Origin of the sequence: Aggregatibacter segnis ATCC 33393 (genome assembly GCF_000185305.1) — a bacterium.
In the GTDB taxonomy this organism is placed as follows: Bacteria; Pseudomonadota; Gammaproteobacteria; order Enterobacterales; family Pasteurellaceae; genus Aggregatibacter; species Aggregatibacter segnis.
In genome coordinates, this window is the sequence record NZ_GL622200.1 from 1618838 (window position 1) to 1642308 (window position 23471).

At 43.0% G+C, this 23471-nt stretch carries 21 protein-coding genes and 1 riboswitch; of the genes, 9 read left to right on the forward strand and 12 right to left on the reverse strand.

The window, feature by feature from the left end; all coding sequences use genetic code 11:
• The 6 genes from hisS to HMPREF9064_RS01845 form a co-directional block, all read right to left on the reverse strand.
• On the reverse strand, positions 1-1278 hold the full coding sequence (hisS, locus tag HMPREF9064_RS01870) for a histidine--tRNA ligase (RefSeq protein ID WP_006719281.1): 1278 nt from the start codon (positions 1276-1278) through the stop codon (positions 1-3).
• A 25-nt stretch (positions 1279-1303) separates the two neighbouring features.
• A complete protein-coding gene (ispG, locus tag HMPREF9064_RS01865) occupies positions 1304-2407 on the reverse strand; it encodes a flavodoxin-dependent (E)-4-hydroxy-3-methylbut-2-enyl-diphosphate synthase (protein ID WP_032997983.1) in 1104 nt (367 codons plus the stop codon).
• A 10-nt stretch (positions 2408-2417) separates the two neighbouring features.
• A complete protein-coding gene (locus tag HMPREF9064_RS01860) occupies positions 2418-3449 on the reverse strand; it encodes a RodZ domain-containing protein (RefSeq protein WP_006719283.1) in 1032 nt (343 codons plus the stop codon).
• 215 nt (positions 3450-3664) lie between these two features.
• Entirely contained in the window at positions 3665-4216 is a 552-nt protein-coding gene (gene pilW / locus HMPREF9064_RS01855; RefSeq protein ID WP_006719284.1) for a type IV pilus biogenesis/stability protein PilW, read from the reverse strand.
• A 24-nt stretch (positions 4217-4240) separates the two neighbouring features.
• The gene (locus HMPREF9064_RS01850) at positions 4241-5395 is read right to left on the reverse strand and encodes a bifunctional tRNA (adenosine(37)-C2)-methyltransferase TrmG/ribosomal RNA large subunit methyltransferase RlmN (protein ID WP_006719285.1); all 1155 of its coding nucleotides are present in this window, start codon (positions 5393-5395) and stop codon (positions 4241-4243) included.
• Between the two features lie 238 nt (positions 5396-5633).
• Positions 5634-6152 (reverse strand): SprT family zinc-dependent metalloprotease, encoded by a 519-nt coding sequence (locus HMPREF9064_RS01845; protein WP_006719287.1) that lies wholly within the window; start codon positions 6150-6152, stop codon positions 5634-5636.
• A 255-nt stretch (positions 6153-6407) separates the two neighbouring features.
• On the opposite strand from HMPREF9064_RS01845, the gene HMPREF9064_RS01840 reads away from it, so the two are divergent.
• Positions 6408-9317: an autotransporter family protein gene (locus HMPREF9064_RS01840; RefSeq protein ID WP_006719290.1), complete on the forward strand. Its 2910-nt coding sequence runs from the start codon at positions 6408-6410 to the stop codon at positions 9315-9317.
• 184 nt (positions 9318-9501) lie between these two features.
• On the opposite strand, the gene ispH is transcribed toward HMPREF9064_RS01840, so the two are convergent.
• Together ispH and lspA are read right to left on the reverse strand one after the other, a co-directional pair.
• Positions 9502-10446, reverse strand: a complete 945-nt coding sequence (gene ispH / locus HMPREF9064_RS01835) for a 4-hydroxy-3-methylbut-2-enyl diphosphate reductase (RefSeq protein WP_006719291.1) — start codon at positions 10444-10446, stop codon at positions 9502-9504.
• The gene (lspA, locus tag HMPREF9064_RS01830; protein WP_006719296.1) at positions 10443-10943 is read right to left on the reverse strand and encodes a signal peptidase II; all 501 of its coding nucleotides are present in this window, start codon (positions 10941-10943) and stop codon (positions 10443-10445) included. The genes ispH and lspA overlap by 4 nt, the downstream gene beginning before the upstream one ends.
• 177 nt (positions 10944-11120) lie before the next feature.
• Positions 11121-11208: riboswitch (TPP riboswitch) on the forward strand.
• Positions 11209-11279: 71 nt separating this feature from the next.
• Here lspA and HMPREF9064_RS01825 point away from each other — a divergent pair.
• Genes HMPREF9064_RS01825 through HMPREF9064_RS01810 form a run of 4 tightly spaced genes read left to right on the forward strand, consistent with a single transcriptional unit; the run spans position 11280 to position 14366 of the window.
• The gene (locus HMPREF9064_RS01825; protein ID WP_006719298.1) at positions 11280-12002 is read left to right on the forward strand and encodes an ABC transporter ATP-binding protein; all 723 of its coding nucleotides are present in this window, start codon (positions 11280-11282) and stop codon (positions 12000-12002) included.
• The gene (locus HMPREF9064_RS01820) at positions 11999-12745 is read left to right on the forward strand and encodes an ABC transporter permease (RefSeq protein ID WP_006719301.1); all 747 of its coding nucleotides are present in this window, start codon (positions 11999-12001) and stop codon (positions 12743-12745) included. The genes HMPREF9064_RS01825 and HMPREF9064_RS01820 overlap by 4 nt, the downstream gene beginning before the upstream one ends.
• 8 nt (positions 12746-12753) lie before the next feature.
• Positions 12754-13401, forward strand: coding sequence for a thiaminase II (gene tenA, locus HMPREF9064_RS01815; RefSeq protein WP_006719302.1), 648 nt, complete (start codon positions 12754-12756; stop codon positions 13399-13401).
• A gap of 17 nt (positions 13402-13418) precedes the next feature.
• Positions 13419-14366 carry an ABC transporter substrate-binding protein gene (locus HMPREF9064_RS01810; protein ID WP_006719304.1) on the forward strand — a complete coding sequence of 316 codons (948 nt, stop codon included), beginning with the start codon at positions 13419-13421 and terminating at the stop codon, positions 14364-14366.
• 64 nt (positions 14367-14430) lie between these two features.
• Here the strand turns inward: HMPREF9064_RS01810 and ileS are convergent, their stop codons facing one another.
• The 3 genes from ileS to murJ form a co-directional block, all read right to left on the reverse strand.
• Positions 14431-17253 (reverse strand): isoleucine--tRNA ligase, encoded by a 2823-nt coding sequence (gene ileS / locus HMPREF9064_RS01805; RefSeq protein ID WP_006719306.1) that lies wholly within the window; start codon positions 17251-17253, stop codon positions 14431-14433.
• A gap of 39 nt (positions 17254-17292) precedes the next feature.
• Positions 17293-18231 carry a bifunctional riboflavin kinase/FAD synthetase gene (ribF, locus tag HMPREF9064_RS01800; RefSeq protein WP_006719307.1) on the reverse strand — a complete coding sequence of 313 codons (939 nt, stop codon included), beginning with the start codon at positions 18229-18231 and terminating at the stop codon, positions 17293-17295.
• Between the two features lie 81 nt (positions 18232-18312).
• Entirely contained in the window at positions 18313-19890 is a 1578-nt protein-coding gene (gene murJ, locus HMPREF9064_RS01795) for a murein biosynthesis integral membrane protein MurJ (protein ID WP_006719308.1), read from the reverse strand.
• 268 nt (positions 19891-20158) lie between these two features.
• Here murJ and rpsT point away from each other — a divergent pair, with 268 nt between their 5' ends.
• The gene (rpsT, locus tag HMPREF9064_RS01790; RefSeq protein ID WP_005548279.1) at positions 20159-20422 is read left to right on the forward strand and encodes a 30S ribosomal protein S20; all 264 of its coding nucleotides are present in this window, start codon (positions 20159-20161) and stop codon (positions 20420-20422) included.
• Positions 20423-20530: 108 nt separating this feature from the next.
• On the opposite strand, the gene HMPREF9064_RS01785 is transcribed toward rpsT, so the two are convergent.
• Positions 20531-21211, reverse strand: coding sequence for a YtjB family periplasmic protein (locus HMPREF9064_RS01785; RefSeq protein WP_006719309.1), 681 nt, complete (start codon positions 21209-21211; stop codon positions 20531-20533).
• Positions 21212-21286: 75 nt separating this feature from the next.
• Between HMPREF9064_RS01785 and serB the strand changes: the two genes are divergently transcribed.
• The 3 genes from serB (at position 21287) to pth (ending at position 23438) form a co-directional block, all read left to right on the forward strand.
• On the forward strand, positions 21287-22231 hold the full coding sequence (gene serB / locus HMPREF9064_RS01780; RefSeq protein WP_006719310.1) for a phosphoserine phosphatase: 945 nt from the start codon (positions 21287-21289) through the stop codon (positions 22229-22231).
• A 10-nt stretch (positions 22232-22241) separates the two neighbouring features.
• Positions 22242-22733 (forward strand): YajQ family cyclic di-GMP-binding protein, encoded by a 492-nt coding sequence (locus tag HMPREF9064_RS01775; RefSeq protein WP_006719311.1) that lies wholly within the window; start codon positions 22242-22244, stop codon positions 22731-22733.
• A 120-nt stretch (positions 22734-22853) separates the two neighbouring features.
• The gene (pth, locus tag HMPREF9064_RS01770) at positions 22854-23438 is read left to right on the forward strand and encodes an aminoacyl-tRNA hydrolase (protein WP_006719312.1); all 585 of its coding nucleotides are present in this window, start codon (positions 22854-22856) and stop codon (positions 23436-23438) included.
• The last annotated feature ends 33 nt before the right edge of the window (positions 23439-23471 follow it).

The following is a 23471-nucleotide window of genomic DNA, read 5'->3' on the forward strand; positions in this document are numbered from 1 at the left end:
TTATTTGAATGTGTTTTGAATGTGATTAATGATGTCGCCTAATGCCACAACCGCTTGTTCACTATGTTGCAACAAGTTTTTTACCACCACTTGTTGGTTTTTCACTTCATCTTCGCCGATGACCAAGGCTAACTTCGCTCCACTTTTATCGGCTCGTTTAAATTGTTTTTTGAAATTCCCGCCACTGCAGTGTAAAAGCGTACGTAAGTGCGGTAATTCTGAACGAAGTTTTTCCGCCAAATTAAAGGCTGCTACGGTAGTGCCTTCGCCTTGATAAACGATGTAAATATCCACCGCACTTGGCAAGGTAATCTGTGTATTCACTTCCTGTACCAACAGGACTAAACGCTCCAAGCCCATAGCAAAGCCAACACCACTTGTGGCATGACCGCCTAGCTGTTCAACCAACCCATCGTAACGACCACCACCGCAGACGGTACCTTGCGCGCCTAAAGCGGATGTCACCCATTCAAATACGGTTTTGTTGTAATAATCCAAGCCGCGCACTAATTTTTGATTGATTTCGTATTGAATCCCTAAATTATCAAGCAAGGCGCATAATTGCGCAAAATGTTCGCGGGAATCATCGTCAAGATAATCGTGTAATTTCGGTGCATCATTTAGCACTTCTTGAACACGTTGATCTTTACTGTCCAAAATCCGTAACGGATTGGTGGTTAAACGACGTTTGCTGTCTTCATCTAAAATATCGATGTGATTTTGTAAAAAATCGACTAAGGCTTGACGATAATTTTTACGCGCCTCTAATGAACCGATGGAGTTAAGTTGAAGCGTAACATGGTCAAAAATGCCTAAATCCTTCCATAAACGGGCGGTTAAGGCGATAAGCTCCGCATCAATTTCCGGATTAGGAATCCCGAAAATCTCCACGCCCACTTGATGGAACTGACGATAACGACCTTTTTGCGGACGTTCATAACGGAACATCGGCCCCATATACCATAAACGTTGTTCTTGGTTGTACAACAAACCGTGCTCGATACCGGCGCGAACACAACCTGCCGTGCCTTCCGGACGCAAAGTCAAACTTTCTTCATCACGGTCATCAAACGTAAACATTTCTTTTTCCACCACATCGGTGACTTCACCGATAGCGCGGGCGAATAACGGTGTGCTTTCCACAATTGGCATACGGATTTCCGCGTAACCATACGCACTTAAAACAGACCGCACTTTATTTTCAACCCATTGCCATAGCGGGGTTTCTGTTGGTAAGCAATCGTTCATTCCACGAATTGCCTGAATAGTTTTTGCCACAATAACTTCCTGTGTTTATAAAAAATTAAAGAATACGATTTTTAGGATCTTGCTGCGCAACACGGGCGCGAATTTTTGCTTCTAATTGATTAATTAAATCATCGTTATCAAAACGTTCTTTCTGGCGCTCACCATCAAGATAATAGCCGCTTTTCTTATTGCCGCCGGTAACGCCTAAATCAGACACCAACGCCTCTCCCGGGCCATTGACGACACAACCGATAATTGACACATCCATCGGCGTAATAATATCTTCTAAACGTTGTTCGAGCGCATTTACCGTGCCAATTACATCAAATTCTTGACGGGAACAGGTTGGGCAAGCAATAAAGTTAATGCCACGAGAACGGATACGGAGTGATTTTAAAATATCAAAACCGACTTTGATTTCTTCCACCGGATCGGCGGCTAAAGACACCCGCAACGTATCACCAATACCTTCAGCCAATAACATACCTAATCCGATGGCAGATTTCACTGCACCGGCACGCGCACCACCGGCTTCAGTAATACCTAAATGCAACGGCTGTTTAATCGCCTTGGCAAGTAAACGATAGGATTCCACCGCCAAATACACATCCGAGGCTTTAACACTCACTTTAAATTGATCGAAGTTCAAACGATCTAAAATTTCAACATGGCGCAATGCCGATTCCAACAATGCTTGTGGCGTCGGTTCACCGTATTTTTCCTGAATGTCTTTTTCCAGTGAACCGGCATTCACCCCAATACGAATGGGGATATTTTTATCTTTCGCGCAATCCACTACGGCGCGAATACGATCTTCACGTCCGATATTACCCGGATTGATGCGCAAGCAGTCCACACCATATTCAGCGACTTTCAGCGCAATGCGGTAATCAAAATGAATATCAGCGACTAATGGCACGCTCACTTGCTGCTTGATTAATTTGAAGGCTTCCGCGGCTTCCATCGTCGGCACGGACACACGCACAATATCGGCACCCACGCGCTCTAAGGATTTGATTTGCGCGACAGTGGCTTCAACATCGGTAGTTCGTGTGTTGGTCATCGACTGTACTGCAATCGGTGCATCACCACCGATGGGTACCTTCCCCACATAAATTTTCGTGGATTCTCTACGTTGAATTTTTGGCTTTTCTAACATTATTCGCCCATTATTGAGGTAATTTAAATTTTGCGACACGCCCATCAAGTGTTAATGGAAAAACTTCGCCTTTATAAATAATTTTGACATTCCCCGGCGCACCGATAATTAAAGAATAAGGCTCTTCTTCGTTGAAACTTAACACATCGCCTTGCTTATATTCTTTTTGTGCCAACACCTTACGATTTTTGTCTTTTACACTAATCCAGCAATTGCCGATCACTTCAATGTATAAATTATCTTTTGTCGCGACCGCAGAAACGCTTGAGTTTTCCACCGCACTTTCTGTTGAGGAAGATGTTACCGTGGTTTCCATTGTTGCACTTTCAGGCATACTTGCCACTTGCTCTGTACCGTTGATTTTACTCATTTCAGATTGCAACACATTTGCCGGTGCGACTTCGGTTTCAACAACTACTGGTGTCGCAACCACATTCTCTTGCGGCTTAACTTCAACAGTAGCCTCAGCCGCTACCGGTTCAACAAGATGATTTTCTGCCTGACTAATCGGTTGCGTCACCACAGACACATTATCAACATTGGTTACTGTCGCTGGCGTTTCTGTTGAGAACTGGGTATAAGAATTCACTAAATTGTCGCGCTCTGCATTGGATTGCTGATGGCTTTCCCACCACCACATGCCTGTCATGCCAAGCACCACAAGTACAACTAAGGCGGTTAAATAACCTACCCAACGATTATGAGAGGAATATTGATTAACAGAGCTGGTCGCACGAGCATTTTTACCTAAGTCATTTTGTTGCTCGTCACCAAAATCAATCACATTCAGCCATTCGCTGTCAGCAATCTTGAGAAATTTTGCATAGCTACGCACATAACCACGAACAAAAGTTGCAGGCGTTGAGTGATGAATAAATCGGTTATTTTCAATATCTTGCAGAATTGAAGGTCGTAATGAAATGGCTTGAGAAACGGCTTCCAATGAAAGATTTAAAGCTTCTCTTGCCAAACGAAATTTATCACCAACGGTGATTTCTTGTGCACTATGTTGTGCTTCTTGAGTTGTTTTAGATGTATTCATAGGAATGGTATTTTTAGCTAAAAATTAAGTGCTAAAGTTTAAGGTGGTAAGGCTGGTTTTGCAACAGTTATATGGCGTTATTGTTATCTGAAATGGAAATTGTCACACCAGTCAAAATCAATTTTAAATGGCATTTTTACCCATTTCCGGAGAACAAAAGCAATCGCAAAATAACCGCCTAAAAATACCAATAAAAATGACCGCACTTTGATCGACTATTTAGCGCGTAACGCTAATTTCTTTGCCCGTTCCGGTTCCATTTTTTCAAGTATTAACAGATTTTCCTGATAAACCATTAAATCCTTTGCTGACAAAGCACAGAGTGCAAGATTTTCATAAGTATCACCCTGCCGATAATAATTAGGCGCCTTTAATGCTTTATAGAATTGCTCATAGGCGGCAGAATATTTACCTTGCAAACAAAGAAAGGTACCGAAATTGTTGAAAACATCACCTTGTTTTTTATCTAACTTAATGGCAGTCAAATAGGCTTGTTCTGCCTGAATCACATCGCCCTGTTGCTGATAAAAATAAGCGCGCGCCGCATGTACTAAATAATAACCTGGCGCATAAGAAATCGCCCTGTCTAAATTTGCCTTGGCTTGGTTGTGATCCCCTTGCTGCAAATAGCCTAATGCCAATTCAACACGGGCTTTTGCCGCCTGTTGTTTATCAAAATCAGATGATACCTGTTGAGAAACACAGGCAGAAAAAAGAAAGGGGAAAATAAACGGTATGATTCGAGTAAAGAACGAGAAATGAACCATTTATTTTCCTCCGAGTTTGAATGGTTACTGAACTTGAACGGCAATCGCCTCGCCAAAACGTTTTTTCTGTGCAGTACGTTTAGTCCGGTCAATGACATCGCCGGCTAATTGTCCGCAAGCAGCATCAATATCATCACCACGGGTTTTTCGTACAATCACCGTTAAACCGTATTCCATCAAGGTTTTTTGGAATCGGTCAATACGCGTATTAGAACTTTTCGCATAAGGCGCTTCTGGGAATGGGTTCCATGGAATCAAATTGATTTTACACGGCGTATTTTTTAACACTTCCGCTAATTGATGAGCATGTTCCACATGATCATTCACATGATCCAACATGACATATTCAATCGTTACTTTGCCGTGGTTGGCGTTAGAAACGCTTAAATAGCGATTCACCGAATCAATCAAGGTTTTGATATTGTATTTTTTGTTTAGTGGCACGATTTCATCACGCAATTCATCGTTTGGAGCATGCAAGGAAATCGCCAACGCCACATCGATCATTTTGCTTAAATTATCAAGCGCCGGCACAACACCGGACGTCGATAATGTCACGCGACGTTTGGATAAACCGTAGGCAAAATCGTCCAACATAATTTCCATCGCCGGCACCACATTCGCCACATTCAGCAACGGTTCGCCCATGCCCATCATCACCACATTGGTAATCGGACGCACGCCGGTGACACCGAAATTGCCGATGATTTTCGATGCGCGCCACACTTGCCCAATAATTTCTGACACCGTTAAATTACGGTTAAAACCTTGTTGTGCGGTCGAACAAAAAGTACAAGCTAATGCGCAGCCAACCTGTGAAGAAACACATAACGTGGCGCGATCCGCTTCCGGAATGTACACGGTTTCCACTTGCTGATCGCCGACCTGCATCGCCCATTTAATCGTGCCATCGGCAGAACGCTGTTCCACCGCCACTTCCGGTGCTTTAATTTCTGCCACAGATTTTAATTTTTCCCGTAGCTTTTTGTTTAAATTGGTCATATTGTCGAAATTGTCTTCACCAAAATGGTAAATCCATTTCACCAACTGATCCGCACGGAACGGTTTTTCACCTAATTCGGCAAAAAATTCACGCATTTGCGCACGGGTTAAATTCATTAAATTGACTTTTTTTGCCGGTTCGGCAACAGCTTGCGCTGATACTGTTTGTTCTGACATGGAGCCTCGTTATTACACATTACGGCGGATACCGAAATTCTTGGTGATATTTTAAACAATAGAAAAAAATAAGGGTGCGATTGTACTGATTTCGGTTTCATTAATCTAGCGATTTTGTATGCACCGCACAAACGTTCAGAAAAATGACCGCACTTTTTTGTGAAGCAGATCGAGAAACGAGAAAAAAGAAGGTGTTTTTTAAGGGAAATGAGCCACAATGACGTAATAAACGGCACTGTCAATTTTCTTCATTTTCCAGCCCAATCCAATTTAATTGGGTTTTACATTTTCGACAGAAATACACCGCACTTTCACGCTGAATTTTATTATGACGACGGATACTGAGCTGATGTGTTTGACAAGCACAATGGTACGTGAAGGTTTTTCCTTGCACGGAAGATAAATCAAATTGGTGATAGGTTTCCGCCGGCAAATGGAATATCTCTTGCATCACAAATTGCCATTCTTTGCCATGAGGTTGCACATGCCCGTAATGTTGATAAACCACAATATGTGCCAACTCATGCAATGCAACTTGATAAATAAATTGTTCCGAGTTTTCCAACAATAAAGTGCGGTTAAAATTGATGGTATTTCGTTGTAAATAGGCGACACCGGCCTTGACACCTTTTAATTCATAATGAATTTGCGGAGGCATAAAAGCTTGTTTGAAATATTCTTCCGCCATCTGTAAACCCTGTTGAATACGGCGGAGAATTTGCATTTTTACAATGCGAAAATGATGTTCAGTGTTCATAACAAATAAAGTGCGATTAAAGATCGCAGTATTTTTTAACCGCACTTTAACATAGACAGATAATAAATACTGTTGAATGTATTATTTTTAAATTTAATTTAATAAAAAATCCAACTTATTTCTTTAATTTCAACAAGTTATAAAAACCATATTTTACATGTATAAAATCAGATTTTCTGATATAATTCGCGCAATTTTTGTACTAACAAAAATGTCCTTTTCTATTTTATACAACATAACAAGAGGAAACATATTATGTTACTTAATACCAAAGAAAAATTCAAAAAGACATTTCTAAGCACACTGATTGTCTCTTCTTTTTCTATTCCTGCATTGGCCGTTGCTGCAGCGGGTGACACTTCACCTACTATGGGAACAGAAGGTTCAGGAGAGTTTTGGAAAGAACTAAATCAAAACATTGATGGAGATTACAAAGCTACACTAGCACCTAATAGCGGAGAACAATTTGCTCGTCCAAAAGGACTTATCGTTCGTGCGAATAATCAAGTTGAAATTAAAGGCAAAACTAACATTAATGTTACGTTAGCTAGCGAAGCTAATTCAGGATTAGCCGTAAACTCCAATGCCGCCTACGGTATTGCTGTAGGATATGATTATGCCGGTGGTAACGCTTCTGATACTGCAAGCTTAACTTTGAATGATGATGCTAATATCACTGTTAAAAACACAGAAAACACAGTGAAAAGTACAAAAAACTTTGGTGGCGCAACTGCACCATTTGGTCAACAATTATCCGGTGTGAAGGTTTACCGTACAAATGGTGCCAAACCGGTTTTCAATTCTGAGAAAAAACTGACCATTAATGTGGAAGATAAAACTACCGCTAAAATTGGAGATTATTTAGTCGGACTTTACGTCAGTGGTGATGGTGCAGAAGCGAACTTAAAAGACTCTGACATCACAGTGAAAGCGAACGGGAAGTTTTCTGCAGCCTTAAAAATTGGTAAACCGGAACTGCCAAACACTGAAAAACCGGCTGACTATAAAGGTGCTGTCGTCAATTCCACCGGCAGAATGGTACTTGATACAACAGAATCAAAAGACTCCGCAACCGTGCGCTTATTTGGCACCAAATCCCGCTTAATTGCTGATTCAGATACCAGCAGCGGTGAAATCAAATCCGGCAATTCAGCTATTGTTTTCGATACACAGGATTACCAAACAAAGGTAACATATTTCCTAACCGTTCCTGTTTCTCGTAACGAACCTAATAAAGATCAAGAGGTTCGTTTAAATAATACAAAAATCAGCACAAACTCCAACGATGCTTCATTAATTGTGGCCGATGCGAGAAAAGAAAGTAGTCTTGCAGTAACCTTTGCAGGAGACAGAGTCAAAAATTGGTTTAATAATGGTGAATTCGTTGCCGAAAATGCAAAATTCGCTTTAAAAGGCAAAGACAGTGAAGCCAAAGCCGCAGAAAATGGCTGGCTTGCCGAAACCAAAGTGGCGGCAACAAAAGGTTCCGATTTGACATTTACCTTGTCTGATCAAGCAAAAGCCATTGGTTTAATGCAGCAACAATCTAAAGGCGATGTGCGTTCTAAATTAGACGTGCATGTGAACAACCAAGCTGTTTGGGAATTAAAACAAAAAGGCGATGAACAGCGTTCTACCATTAATGCATTAACCTTAGATAATGGTGTATTAGATGCCTCTAAAAATATTCCTACCGGCGCTACCGGCACAGATTATAAAGTTAAGCTAGTTAAACAAGATGGTTCTGACGGCACATTAACCAGCAACAACGGTGAAATCACCCTTGCCAACAGTTCTTACGAAGACAAACTCACTGTGGAAGGCAACTACACAGCGAATAACGGTCTTCTAAAAGTGAATACTCAGTGGAATACCAATGATCCGAATAACGGCAAATCTGACTTATTAGAAGTCACCGGCAATGTAGAAGGTGTAACAAAAGTTGTGAGCCTAAAAGCAAATGGTGCGGAAAACTTAGTTGACGGTTCTATTGGCTCTATCGCTTCAGATTTAGGCAAAAACAGTACTGCTGTCATTCGTGTACAAGGCTCAAGCAATTTACATAACTTTACCGGTATGACAAGAACCACCGGTGCAGGTGAACTACAATTAGCCTCTAAACGAGTCGGTAACGCTACCGAATATTTCTGGACAGTCACTTCAACAAATGGCGATGCAATTTATGTACCGTCCGTACCAGGCTACACACTTGCGCCAAAATTGAACTTAGAAGTGGGCTATGAAACCGTCGGCACATTACACCAACGTCGCGGTGAAAATCAGGCGCTTTCTTGGGAAAAATCTCAAGCGAACAACCAAACTTGGGGACGTATTATTGGTAAACACCTTGCTTTAGATGGTAAAGAGCGTTTGAACTTGACGGCTAACCTTTCCGGTTTCCAATTCGGTCACGACTTTGATGTTGCATCTACCGAAAACAGTGGAAAACGTTTTACCGGTATTTATGCGGGTTACACGCACGCAAATTCAAAATTCTATGATGAATATCGTGCTGAAAATGGTGTTGTCCTTAATGACAAATACACCGGCAAAGCGAAAACCGAAAACTTCCATGCCGGCGTAACACATACACGTTATGCTGAAAATGGCAGCTACTTAGACTTAGTGGGTCAACTTTCTTGGGTGAAAAATAAATATTACGCTCTAGATTCACAAGCTAAAAACCACGGTTTCGGTGTTGCATTATCAAGCGAAGTTGGTCATCCATTTGCTTTAGGTAAAGAAAAAATGAATAACGGTGACAGCTGGATCATTGAACCGCAAGCACAGTTAATCTATCAATACCTAGGATTAAGCCGTTTCAACGATGATCTACGTTCTGTACACCAAGACAAACAACACGGTTTACGTGGTCGTGTAGGTGCACGTCTTGCTTACAACGATTTAACTGCGCGTGAAAAAGTCAGAACCCTTTATTTCACTGCAAACTTATGGCATGACTTCAAAAATACTGCCGGTAGCAACATTGGTGCAGATAACATCAATGAAAAATTTGCGAAAACTTGGGGTGAATTTGGTGTAGGTACTCAACTTGCAACCAGTGCTAACTCACATATTTATGCAGATGTTCGCTACGAACACTCTTTAAATGGCGCAAAACGTCAAGGCTATAAAGGCTCTGTTGGCATTAAATATTCTTGGTAATCCAAGTGTGAATTAACGTAAGTTAGTCTTAATTTAAAGCGGATAAATGGCAATAACATTTATCCGCTTTTTATTTCAGCTTGTCTCTTTACGCTTTTTAACAAAGAAAAAGTGCGGTCAATATTCAAAACGTTTCAAATATTGACCGCACTTTCTTTTCATTTTTAGCGAGTGTTGGAGAGAATTAACTCACCTCTTTTACGCGCAATTCTTTTGGCACTTCAAAGAACATATTTTCTTCTAAGCCTTGTAATTCTTCTACATCCGTGACGCCAAATTCTTTCATACGCGCAATCACCGATTGCACCAACTCTTCCGGCGCGGAAGCACCCGCGGTGACACCAATGGTTTGCACGCCGTTAAACCAATCCGGCTGAATATCATTGGGATCATCAATTAACTTAGACGCCACCCCCATTCGAGAAGCCAACTCCGCCAAACGGTTAGAGTTAGAGGAGTTTTTGGAGCCTACCACGACCACCAGATCCGATTGTTTTGCTAGTTCACGCACCGCTTGTTGACGGTTGGTTGTCGCGTAGCAAATGTCATTTTTATGCGGGCCTTGAATCGCAGGGTATTTTTCTTTTAACGCGCTGATGGTTTCCGCCGTGTCATCTAAAGACAGCGTGGTTTGCGTCATAAAGGTTAAATCATCGTTTTGAGCCACCGGCAAATTGGCAATATCTTCGATGCTTTCAATGAGATAAATGCCACCCTCTTGGTTGCCGTATTGCCCCATGGTGCCTTCCACTTCCGGATGGCCTTTGTGCCCGATGAGAATCGCTTTCGTGCCTTTTTTACTGGCGCGCGCCACTTGCATATGCACTTTGGTCACCAAAGGGCAAGTGGCGTCAAATACTTTGAGATTGCGGTCTTTGGCTTCTTGACGCACTGCTTGGGATACGCCATGAGCGGAGAAAATCACAATGGCACCATCCGGCACTTCACTCAGTTCTTCGACAAAAATAGCACCGCGCTCACGCAAGCCGTTCACCACAAAACGATTATGCACGACTTCGTGGCGTACATAAATGGGCGCACCGTGAATTTCCAACGCCAGTTCAACAATACTGATGGCACGATCGACGCCGGCACAAAAACCGCGTGGGTTGGCTAAAATTATCTTCATTTTTGACCGCTCTTTTGTTTGTTTTTATCGCCTTTAAAGGCATCTAATGCGAGTAAACCGGCGCCGATACAAATGGCAATGTCCGCCACATTAAACACCGGATAATGATAAATATCCCAATAAAAATCAAAGAAATCCACCACAAAACCGTTGTAGGCACGATCCACCATATTAGCAAGCGCGCCACCAATAATAAGGGCATAAGCTGAATTTTGTAATTTTTGGTCGGCACGATTTTTCTTCATGAAATACGCCAGCATCAGAGAAATACTAATCGCCAACAGAATAAAGAAATATTTTTGCCAACCATCGTGATCCGCCAAAAAGCTGAATGCCGCACCATAATTTCGTACATAAGTTAAATTAAACACCGGCAGAACATTCACGCTTTCATACAAGTCAAATTTTTGTACCACGATATATTTCGTCAGCAAATCAAGCAAAAAAGCGACCGCACTTAGCCAGAGAAAAGAGAGTCCGGATTTTTGTTGGGACATAATGTTTCCTAAATAAAAGCATTATCAAAATTAGGCCGCCATTCTAGCACAAGGCAAGGTTTTATACAGAAAAACTGATTTGAAACATCATGAAAGAACAGAATTTCTCTATGACGGGGATCACAAAATTTAACAGCGCAATTTGTTTTTTACGCGCTTTTTCGATAGACTCTGCGCCATTATTAGTCGGGGTGCCATTGGCTGAGATAATACCCGTGAACCTGAAACAGTTAACACTGACGTAGGAAACTAAATCATGTCTATATTGCCATTCTTTTTAAAAACATTCTTAAAATCCACCGCACTTTTCTGCCTCTCTCGCTAAGTTAGCCTGCGATGTATTGCCTTGATATCCAACATCTATGCTTGCAATTCGATCACAAGCCATTGTTTGTCGATCTTCATTTTCGCGTAGAGCAAGGGGAATGGGTTGTGCTACTCGGGCGTTCCGGTGTAGGGAAATCCACCTTACTTCGCGCCATTGCAGGATTGGAAGATGCAGCGATTACACAAGGCCATATCCAATTTACCCCTCATACCAAAGCGGCTTGGTTAGCACAACAAGACAGTTTATTCCCCTGGCTTTCCGTGTTGGATAACGTGCAGTTGGCGCAGCACCTTAGCGGTCAGAAAAATGCCAAAACCCAAGTAAAAGCCAAAGAACTATTACACGCCGTTGGCATGGCGGATCATTGGCATAAACCTTGTTATCAACTTTCCGGTGGCCAACGCCAACGGGTGGCATTGGCGCGCACTTTAATGCAAGATGCCGATTTAATTTTAATGGATGAACCCTTTTCCGCCCTGGATGCGGTCACCCGTTTACAGTTACAAAATCTTGCCTGCGAACTGTTGCAATGGAAAACCGTAATTTTAGTGAGCCACGATCCGCAAGAAGCGATTCGTTTAGGCGAAAAAATTTATGTGTTGCAAGGTCAACCGGTGCAAATAAAACAGGTTGCTCAATTGGATCCCATAAAGCCCCATCAGCTTCACCAAGAGGCACTGTGGGCGCTGCAAAATAGGCTTATCGAACAATTAATGACGGAGCCAACATGAAGAAAATCACCCGTCTTATCTTATTAAGCGCCCTGTTCATTACGTTCTGGCAAGGCATTATCAGTCTGTTTGATGTGCCGCCCTACTTATTGCCTACCCCGCTTGCTGTATGGCAACGATTAATGACGCAAGCAGACTTGCTCTTCATGCATGCCAAAATTACTTTGCTGGAAATTTTATTAGGCTTAGTTTTAGGGTTTTTATTTGGGTTATCTTCTGCGCTACTACTCACCCTTTCCCGCAAAATCTCGGCTTTCTTAATGCCATTATTAGTGATTTCACAAGCCATTCCGGTGTTTGCTATCGCGCCATTACTGGTGTTGTGGCTTGGTTATGGCATGGCATCAAAAATCACCATGGCGATTTTAATTATCTATTTTCCCGTCACGGCAGCCTGTTATGACGGACTACGCAACACACCAAAACCCTGGCTTCAACTGGCCCAAACCTTACGTATTTCTCCTGCAGCGATGCTATTAAAAGTACGCTTACCGGCGGCGTTACCCGCATTAGCATCAGGATTACGCATTGCCGTCTCCATTGCGCCCATTGGCGCCATTGTAGGAGAATGGGTCGGTTCTTCGGAAGGATTGGGCTATTTAATGCTGCAAGCCAATGCCCGAATGCAAATCGACTTAATGTTTGCGGCGCTATTTTTACTTTTGCTCATGGCGCTTTGCCTTTATTTCATCGTGGATAAATTACTGCGCAAAGCTCTGCCGTGGGTAAGTTATGTGCATTAGGAGGAAAAATGCTCAACCAACTGATTAAAAACGCCCAGCCTTATTGGCAACAGTATGTAGAACATGATTTTGTCAAACAATTGGCAAATGGCTCGTTGCCGGCAGAGTGCTTTCGTCATTATTTAAAGCAGGATTACCTTTACCTGTTTCATTACAGCCGTGCGTTTGCCTTGGCTATCTTTAAAGCCAAAAACTTTAGCCAAATGGAAACGCCACGAAAAAGCCTGGAAAGTATTTGTCAGGAAATTCAATTACATTTGGCCTATTGCCGACAATGGGGCATCAGTGAAGCGGAAATATTTGCCACTCAAGAAAGCGCCGCCTGTGTTGCCTATACCCGCTATTTATTGGATTGCGGTGCTACCGGTGGTTTAGCGGAAATTTATGCGGCCATTACGCCTTGTGCCGTAGGGTATGCACAAATCGCACGCTATATCACAGAAAACTACCCGCGCTTAACCAATAATCCGTATCAAACCTGGATCGATACCTATGCTTCGGAGGCTTTTCAGCAAGAAGCAGAAGAAACATCGGCTTTTTTGACCGCACTTTGTGCCGATTTTACCCCTACTCAACAAAATCATATTCAACACATCTTTACGACAGCCACCCGCATGGAAATTGCCTTTTGGCAAATGGGGCTGGATCTCGCTTAACCACAAAAGGAGCTACAATGAAAAAACACATTCTTTCAACATTGATTATCGGCGCACTTTCGCTTAGCGTTCAGGCGGCAGAAAAACAAAAACTGTCTTTAATGCTGGATTGGTTTGTCAACCCGGATCACGCGGCGTTGATCGTCGCACAGCAAAAAGGTTTTTTTGCCGAACATAATCTGGAGGTGGATATTATTGAGCCCGCCGATCCATCGCTACCACCTAAATTGGTCGCCGCGGGTAAAACAGATTTAGCCGTAGATTATCAACCGCAACTGCATATTCAAGTAGATGAAAAACTACCTTTAGTGCGTATTGCGACATTGGCAGATTCTCCGCTAAACAGCTTGGTCACGTTGGAAAATAGCGGTATCAAAACCTTAGCGGATTTGAAAGGAAAGAAAATCGGCTATTCCGTTAGCGGTTTTGAAACAGCGCTGTTGGATGCCATGTTGAAGTCAGCTAATTTAAGTAATAAAGATGTTCAACTGGTTAATGTGAATTGGTCTCTCTCCCCTTCTTTAATTAGCAAACAAGTGGATGCGGTTATTGGTTCATTCCGCAATTTTGAATTGAATCAATTAGCCATTGAAGGTTATCAAGGCAAGGCATTTTTCCCTGAACAGTATGGCGTGCCAACCTATGACGAATTAATTATCGTGGCCAATAAAGACAAAATTCATGAAGCGAAATACCAAGATTTTGTCAGCGCGCTACAACAAGCCACGGATTACCTCAACGCACACCCGGAAGAAAGTTGGCAGCTTTTTGTCAGCTATAAACCGACAGAATTGGATAACGAACTCAATCGCCGAGCTTGGAAAGACACACTGCCTTATTTGAGTAAACAGCCGGGCAGCTTTAATAAAGCGAACTATGAAAAAATGGCGGACTTTATGTTGCAACAAGGATTATTGAAGTCCAAAACGGCGGTAGAAGATTACGCCACGGAACTGAAAAAATAAATGCTTTACGATCAAAAAGTGCGGTCAATTTTGACCGCACTTTTATTTAGGCTTTACTGCATGATTAAGCGAAACGTCTGACTTCGCCATTGCCTGCAACGTTTTCTACGCAACGTGGGCAAAGTGTCGGATGTTCCGGATTCACGCCGATTTTGTCGGAATAATGCCAGCAGCGCGGGCATTTTTCGCCGTGAGAACGAGCAACGCTTACTGCAATCCCCTCTAACTCGCCAGCAGCCACATCTGCCGGTTTGTCTGCTAATGCTTTCACTTCCGCTTTTGAGGTAATTAACACAAAACGTAATTCATCGCCTAATTGCTCTAACAAGGCACGATATGCATCGTTAGCATAAACCGTCACTTCCGCTTCTAAACCGCCACCGATCACTTTGTCGTTACGGGCGATTTCTAACACGCGGTTCACTTCAGAACGCACTTTGATCAGTTGTTGCCAGTAAGCATCGTCTAATTTTTCGTTCTCGCCTAAGCCAAATAAACCTTCGTAGAATTCTTCAGTGAAGACGAATTCTGCACGTGTCGTCGCCGTTTGTGGCAAGTAGCCCCACACTTCATCTGCGGTGAAGGAAAGGATCGGTGCCATCCAACGTACCAACGCCTCTGCAATGTGCCATAAGGCGGTTTGGCAACTACGACGCGCAAGGCTGTCCGCTTTGGTGGTGTATTGACGGTCTTTGATAATATCAAGATAGAACGAGCCCATTTCCACAGAACAGAAACGCATTAAGCGTTGCACTACGGCGTGGAATTGATAGTTATCATAAGCATCTTTGATTTCGTTTTGCGCCTCTAACGCACAAGCCACCGCCCAACGATCCAAGCTCATCATGTCTTCCGGTTTTACTGCATCACGTTGCGGATCAAAACCGTTTAAGTTCGCTAATAAGAAACGTGCCGTGTTACGAATACGACGATAGCTGTCTGCTGCACGTTTTAAGATTTCATCGGAAACGGTCATTTCACCGGTATAGTCGGTAGAAGCCACCCATAAACGTAAAATATCACCACCAAATTTATCCATCACTTCTTGTGGTGTCACGATGTTACCGATAGATTTTGACATCTTACGGCCTTGACCATCCACCGTGAAGCCATGAGTTAATACTTGTTTGTATGGCGCTTTGTTGTCTGTTGCGGTAGAAAGCATTAAAGAAGACATAAACCAACCACGGTGTTGGTCGGAACCTTCCAAATACATATCGATATCTTGGCCGTTAAATTCCGGACGATTCGCCACCACAGAAGAATAGGTTGATCCTGAGTCAAACCATACATCAAGAGTATCAGGCACTTTGCGATAGGTTTCTGCATCAGCCCCTAATAATTCTTTTTCGTCTAAATCCCACCATGCTTGAATACCGGCTTTCTCCACGCGTTTCGCCACTTCTTCAAGCAACTCTAAAGTACGCGGATGAAGTTCTTCGGTTTCTTTGTGCACAAATAAGGTCATTGGCACACCCCAAGTCCGCTGACGGGAAATACACCAGTCAGGGCGGTTTTCAACCATTTTCTCGATACGTGCTTGACCCCAATCTGGAATCCAGCGAACTTGTTTGATTTCGCCTAATGCTTGTTGGCGTAAACCCTGAGTTTCCATACCGATAAACCATTGCGGAGTCGCACGGAAAATAATCGGGGTTTTGTGACGCCAGCAGTGTGGGTAACTGTGTTTGATTTTCTCAACTTTTAATAAGTTGCCCACTTCTTGCAATTTTTCAACAACCAATGGATTAGCTTCAAATACGCCTTTGCCTGCAAAGAATTCAGTGGTTGAAATAAATTTACCGTCATTCGATACAAGACCCGCCATTGGTAAATTATATTTTTGTCCTACAATAAAGTCGTCCAAACCATGATCCGGTGCAGTGTGTACCAAACCTGTACCACCATCAGTGGTCACGTGATCACCTAAAATCACTGGTACAGTGAAATCATAGAACGGATGGTTAAAGCATACTAACTCAAGCGCCTGACCTTTTACTGAACCTAAAACTTCAACTTGTTCTACGCCCACGGCTTTCGCTACGGATTCAACTAATTCAGCAGCTAAAATCACACGCTCATCGCCAAGTTGTACTAATTGGTATTCTAAGTCTGCATTTACCGCAATCGCACGGTTAGATGGCATTGTCCAAGGTGTGGTTGTCCAAATCACCGCGGATAATTTGCCATGGCCTTTGCCTACTGCGTTAAATTTCTCTTCAATTTCAACCGCACTTACTGCAGGGAAACGAACATAGATAGACGGAGAAACTTTGTCCTCGTATTCCACTTCTGCTTCAGCTAAAGAAGAGCCACAATCCAAACACCAGTGCACTGGTTTTGAACCTTTGTATAAGTGGCCATTCGCAATCACTTTACCAAGGGTACGGATGATGTTTGCTTCAGTGTCGAAGTTCATCGTTAAATAAGGATTATCCCAATCGCCCAACACACCTAAACGGATAAAGTCTTTTTTCTGACCTTCTACCTGTTCCGCGGCATATTCACGGCATTTCGCACGGAATTCAGCCGCAGAAATTTTCTCGTTTGGTTTGCCCACTAAGCCTTCTACTTTCAATTCAATCGGCAAACCGTGACAGTCCCAACCCGGAATATAAGGCGAGTCAAAACCTAATGCGGTTTTGGATTTCACGATAATATCTTTCAGAATTTTATTCACCGCATGGCCGATATGAATGTTACCGTTTGCATACGGAGGACCATCATGCAAAATAAAGGATTTTTTGCATTTTGAGGTTTCACGAATTTTTTGATAAAGGTTTTTTTCATACCAGTTTTTTAACATCACAGGCTCGCGCTTGGCTAAATCGCCGCGCATTGGAAAGCCCGTTTCAGGAAGGTTAAGGGTATTTTTATAATCAGTCATTTTATATTCCAGTGTTATGTAAAAATTAAAATTTGTGTTCTATAAAGTGCGGTCAGTTTTGAAAACGTTTTTCGCCGTTTCTACATCCTTCGCAATTTGTGCTTTTAAATCGTCAAAAGAGGGAAATTTCATTTCATTGCGGATTTTATGACAGAGTTCTACATCCAACCATTGACCATAAAGATCGCCTTGAAAATCGAATAAATGCGCTTCTAATAATTGATTCACACCGTTGATGGTCGGGCGGGTGCCGATGTTAGCGACCCCATTAAAAAACGCGCCGGATTTTAACCGCACTCTAACCGCGTAAACCCCTTTGACCGGATTTACTTGACGATGCAAGCGAATATTCGCGGTCGGAAAACCGATGGTGCGACCAAGCTCATTGCCATGAATCACGCGACCTAAAATACGATAAGGACGTCCAAGTAATTTTTCCGCCAACGTTAAATCATCATTCGCCAACGCCTCGCGGATCGCTGTACTACTGATTCGCAGCGCATCTAAGCAAAAGCTACGGTTATCCTCTACGGTAAAACCAAACTTTTCACCGGCTTGTTGCAACAGCACAAAATTACCTTGGCGTTTGGCACCGAATTTAAAATCATCACCAATGCTTAAAAATTTCACGTTTAATTTGCGTACCAGCCAATCTTCAATAAATTGTTGCGCCGGTAAATCGGCAAAAGTGCGGTCGAATTTTGCCACAATCACCATGTCCACGCCTGCCTGTTTGAGATAACGCAATTTATCGCGCAAACGCATCAAGCGCGCAGGGGCATTTTCGGCACAGAAATACTCGCGTGGCTGCGGTTCAAACAACATCACCACCATGGGTAAATGCAACTCATCAGCTTTTGTCCGCAAATGACGCAAAATGGCTTGATGTCCCAAATGCACGCCGTCAAAATTGCCGATAGTCAACGCGCAAGTATGCAAATTTTGCGGTAAATTTCCCAAGCCACGAATCAGCTGCATTGTTAAATTTGTTCCATTTAATTTCAGTGAAAAAAGATTTCGGTATTATACGCATAAATTAAGGCGTCACAAAAGCTAATTTCATGCGGTGTGCACGCCCATCAAATCCCGTTTACGAATACCTAACAACACTAATATTCCACCATAAACCATTGCGGCTAAAACGATCAACCACGTTAGCCAATGCACGCGGGTAAGAAAACTCATGGCATTCCATTCAATGAGTGTTGGGCTGTTATACCAAACCAATAGCCCCATCATGGCGGCGGCACAAAAAACTTTCAGAAAAAACACCGCACTTTGACGGCTGAAATGATAAACGTCCGCTTTTGCCAAGCCACGATAAAGCAGATATGCGTTTAACGTTGCCGACATGGCAGAGGCAATTGCCAAGCCCACGTAGCTGAAAGGAATTGCTAACAGATTGAATGCCATGTTGCTCACCATGGCAATGATGCCAATTTTCACCGGCGTTTTGGTGTCTTGGCGGGCATAATAACCATTCGCCAAAATCTTGATTAACATGAAACTCAGAAGCCCTGCGTTAAAGCCCCACAGGGAATAAGAGGCTGATTGCACATCGCTAAAGGTAAAGCTGCCACGCATAAACAGCACGAGCAACATCGGTTGCGCCAACACGGCAATGCCGATCATGGCAGGCACGCCGAGCAATAAAATCATGCGTACGCCCCAATCCATTGTGTTGCGAAAATCCACCGCACTTTTGGCGTTATCATCGCGGTTTACATGATGGCGGGCAAGGGTCGGCAAAATCACTGTAGAAATGGCGATACCGAACAACCCAAGAGGAAACTCTAACAAGCGGTCGGAATAATACAGCCAGCTGATGGAGCCCGTCATTAAGAAACTGGCGATAAAGGTATCAAGGAGCAAGTTGATTTGGCTCACGGAAACACCGAATAAGGCGGGGATCATCAGCGTGCGGATTTTCTTCACACCTTCGTCATGCCATGCCCATTTTGGCTTCACCAATAATTTGGCTTGATATAAGAAAGGCAGTTGAAACAGAAATTGTAATAACCCGCCGAGAAAGATCCCGATAGCCAAGCCTAAATCCGGATTTTCCAACTGCGGAGCCAGCCAAAGTGCGGTGGCAATCATGGCAATATTGAGCAACACCGGCGAGAACGACATCACACCGAATTTGCCTATGGTATTCAGAATTGCACCGGACAGCGCAACGAAGGTCACAAACCATAAATAAGGAAAGGTAATTTTGAGCAGCAACGAGGCTTGTGTGAATTTTTCCGCATTCGGCCCGTCATTCAACCAATCCACAAACCAACCTGTCCCGAAAATGGCCGCGACCACCGGCGAGCCGATCATCGCCAATAACGTAACGACGGTAACCAAGCCCCCCAAGGTACCGGACACTTTGCCGATAAACTCGCGGGTTTTGGATAAATCACCGGATTTTTGATACTCCGCCAACACCGGCACAAACGCTTGTGAAAACGCCCCTTCGGCGAATAATCGGCGGAGGAAATTAGGAATACGGTTGGCGAATAAAAATACGTCTGCCGCCGCACCCGCACCAATTAAATTGGCGATCACCACATCGCGCACCAAGCCTAACACACGCGAAACGAGCGTCATACCGCTCACGATCATGCCGGATTTTAATAATCTTTTGCTCAAAACGAATTACTCTGAATGATAAAATTTGCCTAATTGTATAGAAATTTCGTTTTTACGCTATATTCTAAGGGAAAAAACTGTTAAAATCCCGCGCACATCGTTTGGTGAGCCCGTTTAGAAAGAGCTTGTTAAGCATAACGATGCCAACGTTCGGTTGTGTCTCACCGAAATCAACACAAAATTCCCGTTGACAAATGTATAAGAAATCGGCATATTTACGCCCCTATTTTGTCACTATTAACTAACAGAAATTTTTAGGAGTTTGACCTTGGCTAATATCAAGTCAGCAAAAAAACGTGCGGTTCAATCTGAAAAACGCCGTCAACACAACGCAAGCCAACGCTCTATGATGCGTACTTACATCAAAAAAGTTTATGCTCAAGTAGCAGCGGGTGAGAAAGCAGCAGCTGAAGCAGCATTTGTTGAAATGCAAAAAGTTGTTGACCGCATGGCTTCTAAAGGCTTAATCCACGCTAATAAAGCAGCAAACCACAAATCTAAATTAGCTGCTCAAATCAAAAAATTAGCCTAATTTTTGCCTTACCATTAAAAAAGAAACCGCTCAAACGAGCGGTTTTTTGTTTTTGTGTATTTTAATTTTTCCTAAAGAAAAAACGATCATAAAAGCCACCGCACTTCCCTATCGCATTCGTCTCCGACGCTGATGAAACGCTTTGCTCGTGGATGGCATTGTTTTGTTACTTGGCGTAGGTGTTTTTTCCACAACATGAACATGGTTACAGCTACGGCGATAGTGGCTAAGGAAATAATGGAAACTACTGGCAAAAAGGATACCAACAAGGAAAACAATGACGATTTCGCCATATAATCGGTAAAAAATTTGATTAATTTTACTTTGGGTCGTTTGTCCATATTTGGCATCAAAAGTGACGCGTAAAAAGCCTTCCAGGCCGTTTGGGGAATAAATAGGTTCCACAATTTGCTGAGAATCAGCTTCCTTTTCTTCTTTATCCAAGCCCAACAAACTGCGTATATCTGACGAGTTGGTGCTTTGTGCTAATAATTCACCATTACGCGCATACACTGCCGCATCCAGTACAAATTCTTCTTTGGTAAAATTATCCAAATTTTCCACTAATCGTTCCGTTTTTGGGTTATTCACTAACAACATCGAAAATAGATTCGCTTGCTGGCGTGCCAATAAATGAGAAATATTAGCGACCTGATTTACACTGGCTAGCTGTGAGCCGATTTTAAATTGTTGTACGCCAAATAAAATGATTGCCATGATACCCACACATAACAAAATGATGCCGAGAAACATCATCACCTTAATCATTTTTTCTTTTGTTAAATGCAAGTTATTTTCCCCAAAGTTTAATAAGTAAGCTAGAATACTGTGCTTTTAAAAACCGCCACAATTTACAGGATTTTTATGCAAACACAAAATCTTAACGCCATTATGGCGCATTTTTCTGAACTTCCTGCGCCATTCATTGCTGACAAACCCTATCACTCGGATCAGGCGTTTATTCTCTATTCCGACAACCTAAATCTCACAAAGTTACAAACCTTTCAGCAAAAGTGCGGTGAAAATTTTTTGTGTTTTGCCGCGTGGAATGTGTTGCATAACACCGTGGTATTGCTCAAAGGTGAGTGGAAAGCGGAGTGGATTGGTATTGCCCATGAATTAGCTCTGGATATTGCACCGTTAAACTTTCACGCCAGTTTGAAGCAAGCAGGATTACTTGTGATGGACATGGATTCCACCGCCATCCAAATTGAATGTATCGATGAAATCGCCAAACTTGCCGGCACTGGCGAGATGGTTTCCGCCATTACGGAATGCGCCATGCGTGGTGAACTCGATTTTAGCCAAAGTCTGCGCCAACGGGTTGCCACCTTAAAAGATGCGCCGGAAGGCATTTTGCAAGAGGTCAAACAGCATTTACCGCTGATGCCGGGATTAGTCAAAACAGTCAAAGAACTCAAAAATCACGGTTGGAAAGTGGCCATTGCTTCCGGTGGATTTACCTATTTTGCCGAAGTATTACAACAAAAACTCGGCTTAGATTTCATTGCTGCCAATCAATTCGAGATTATTGACGGCAAACTTACAGGCAACGTACAAGGCGCCATTGTGGATGCGCAATACAAAGCGCAAACCTTACAACAGTTGGCACAACAATTTCACATTGCCACTGAAAACACCGTTGCCATCGGCGACGGCGCCAACGATCTCGCCATGATGCAAGTTGCCGATGTCGGCGTGGCTTATCACGCCAAACCAAAAGTACAACAATTGGCGCAAGTTATCGTCAATTTCACCGATTTAACCGCACTTTTATGTATTTTAAGTGCAAACGACAAAATGAAATAAGGAGAAAACCATGCCATCATTCGACATTGTTTCCGAAATCAGCGGACACGAAATCCGCAACGCCGTGGAAAACGCCAACCGCGAACTCACTAATCGTTGGGATTTCCGTAACGTACAAGCCGCCATCGAATTTAACGAAAAAAACGAAAGCATTAAAGTGAGCAGCGAATCGGATTTTCAAGTGGAGCAACTCATCGACATTTTACGTAACGCGTGCATTAAACGTAACATCGAATCTACTTCATTGGACATCCCTGCTGACTATGAACACAGTGGCAAAACGTACAGCAAAGAAATCAAGCTGAAACAAGGCATTGAAACCGACATGGCGAAAAAACTCACCAAGCTGATCAAAGACTCCAAAATCAAAGTCCAAAGCCAAATCCAAGGCGAGCAAGTCCGTGTTACCGGCAAATCCCGTGATGATTTACAAGCCGTGATTCAACTCGTCAAAACCGCCGAACTGGGACAACCATTCCAATTCAATAATTTCCGCGATTAAAAACGCGTTCAAAAACGACCGCACTTTAGATAATTAAAGTGCGGTTTCCTTTTCCCTTCATTGAGAAAAAACCGACTTTCCGCTACAATACGCCACTATTTTTATTCACGTAAACAGACTATGTCAGAAATTAAGTTAATTGTTGGGCTTGGCAATCCCGGCGATAAATACGAAGACACCCGCCACAATGCCGGAGAATGGTTAATTGCGCGCTTAGCACGGCGGTTTAATGTCACATTAAATGCGGAAAATAAATTTTTCGGGAAGGTGGGAAAAACGCTGATGAACGGCAAAGAAATCCGTTTTTTGGTGCCGACAACCTTTATGAATTTAAGCGGCAAAGCGGTAGGCGCATTAGCGAATTTTTATCGTATCAAACCCGAAGAAATTTTAGTCCTGCATGATGAGTTAGATTTACCGCCCGGCAGCGTTAAACTGAAATTAGGTGGGGGACATGGCGGACACAACGGCTTAAAAGACATTGTTGCCGCATTGGGCAATAACAACAATTTCTATCGTCTGCGCATTGGGATCGGTCACCCGGGACACCGTGATTTAGTGGCGGGTTATGTGTTAAACAAACCGTCACCCAGTGAGCGTGAAGCGCTTGAAAATGCCTTGGATGAAGCGGCAAATTGCGTGGAACTGCTTTTCAAAGACGGCATCGTCAAAGCCACTAATCGACTAAATAGTTTTAAAATTTAACCGAAAAGTGCGGTCAAAAAACACGGTCAATTT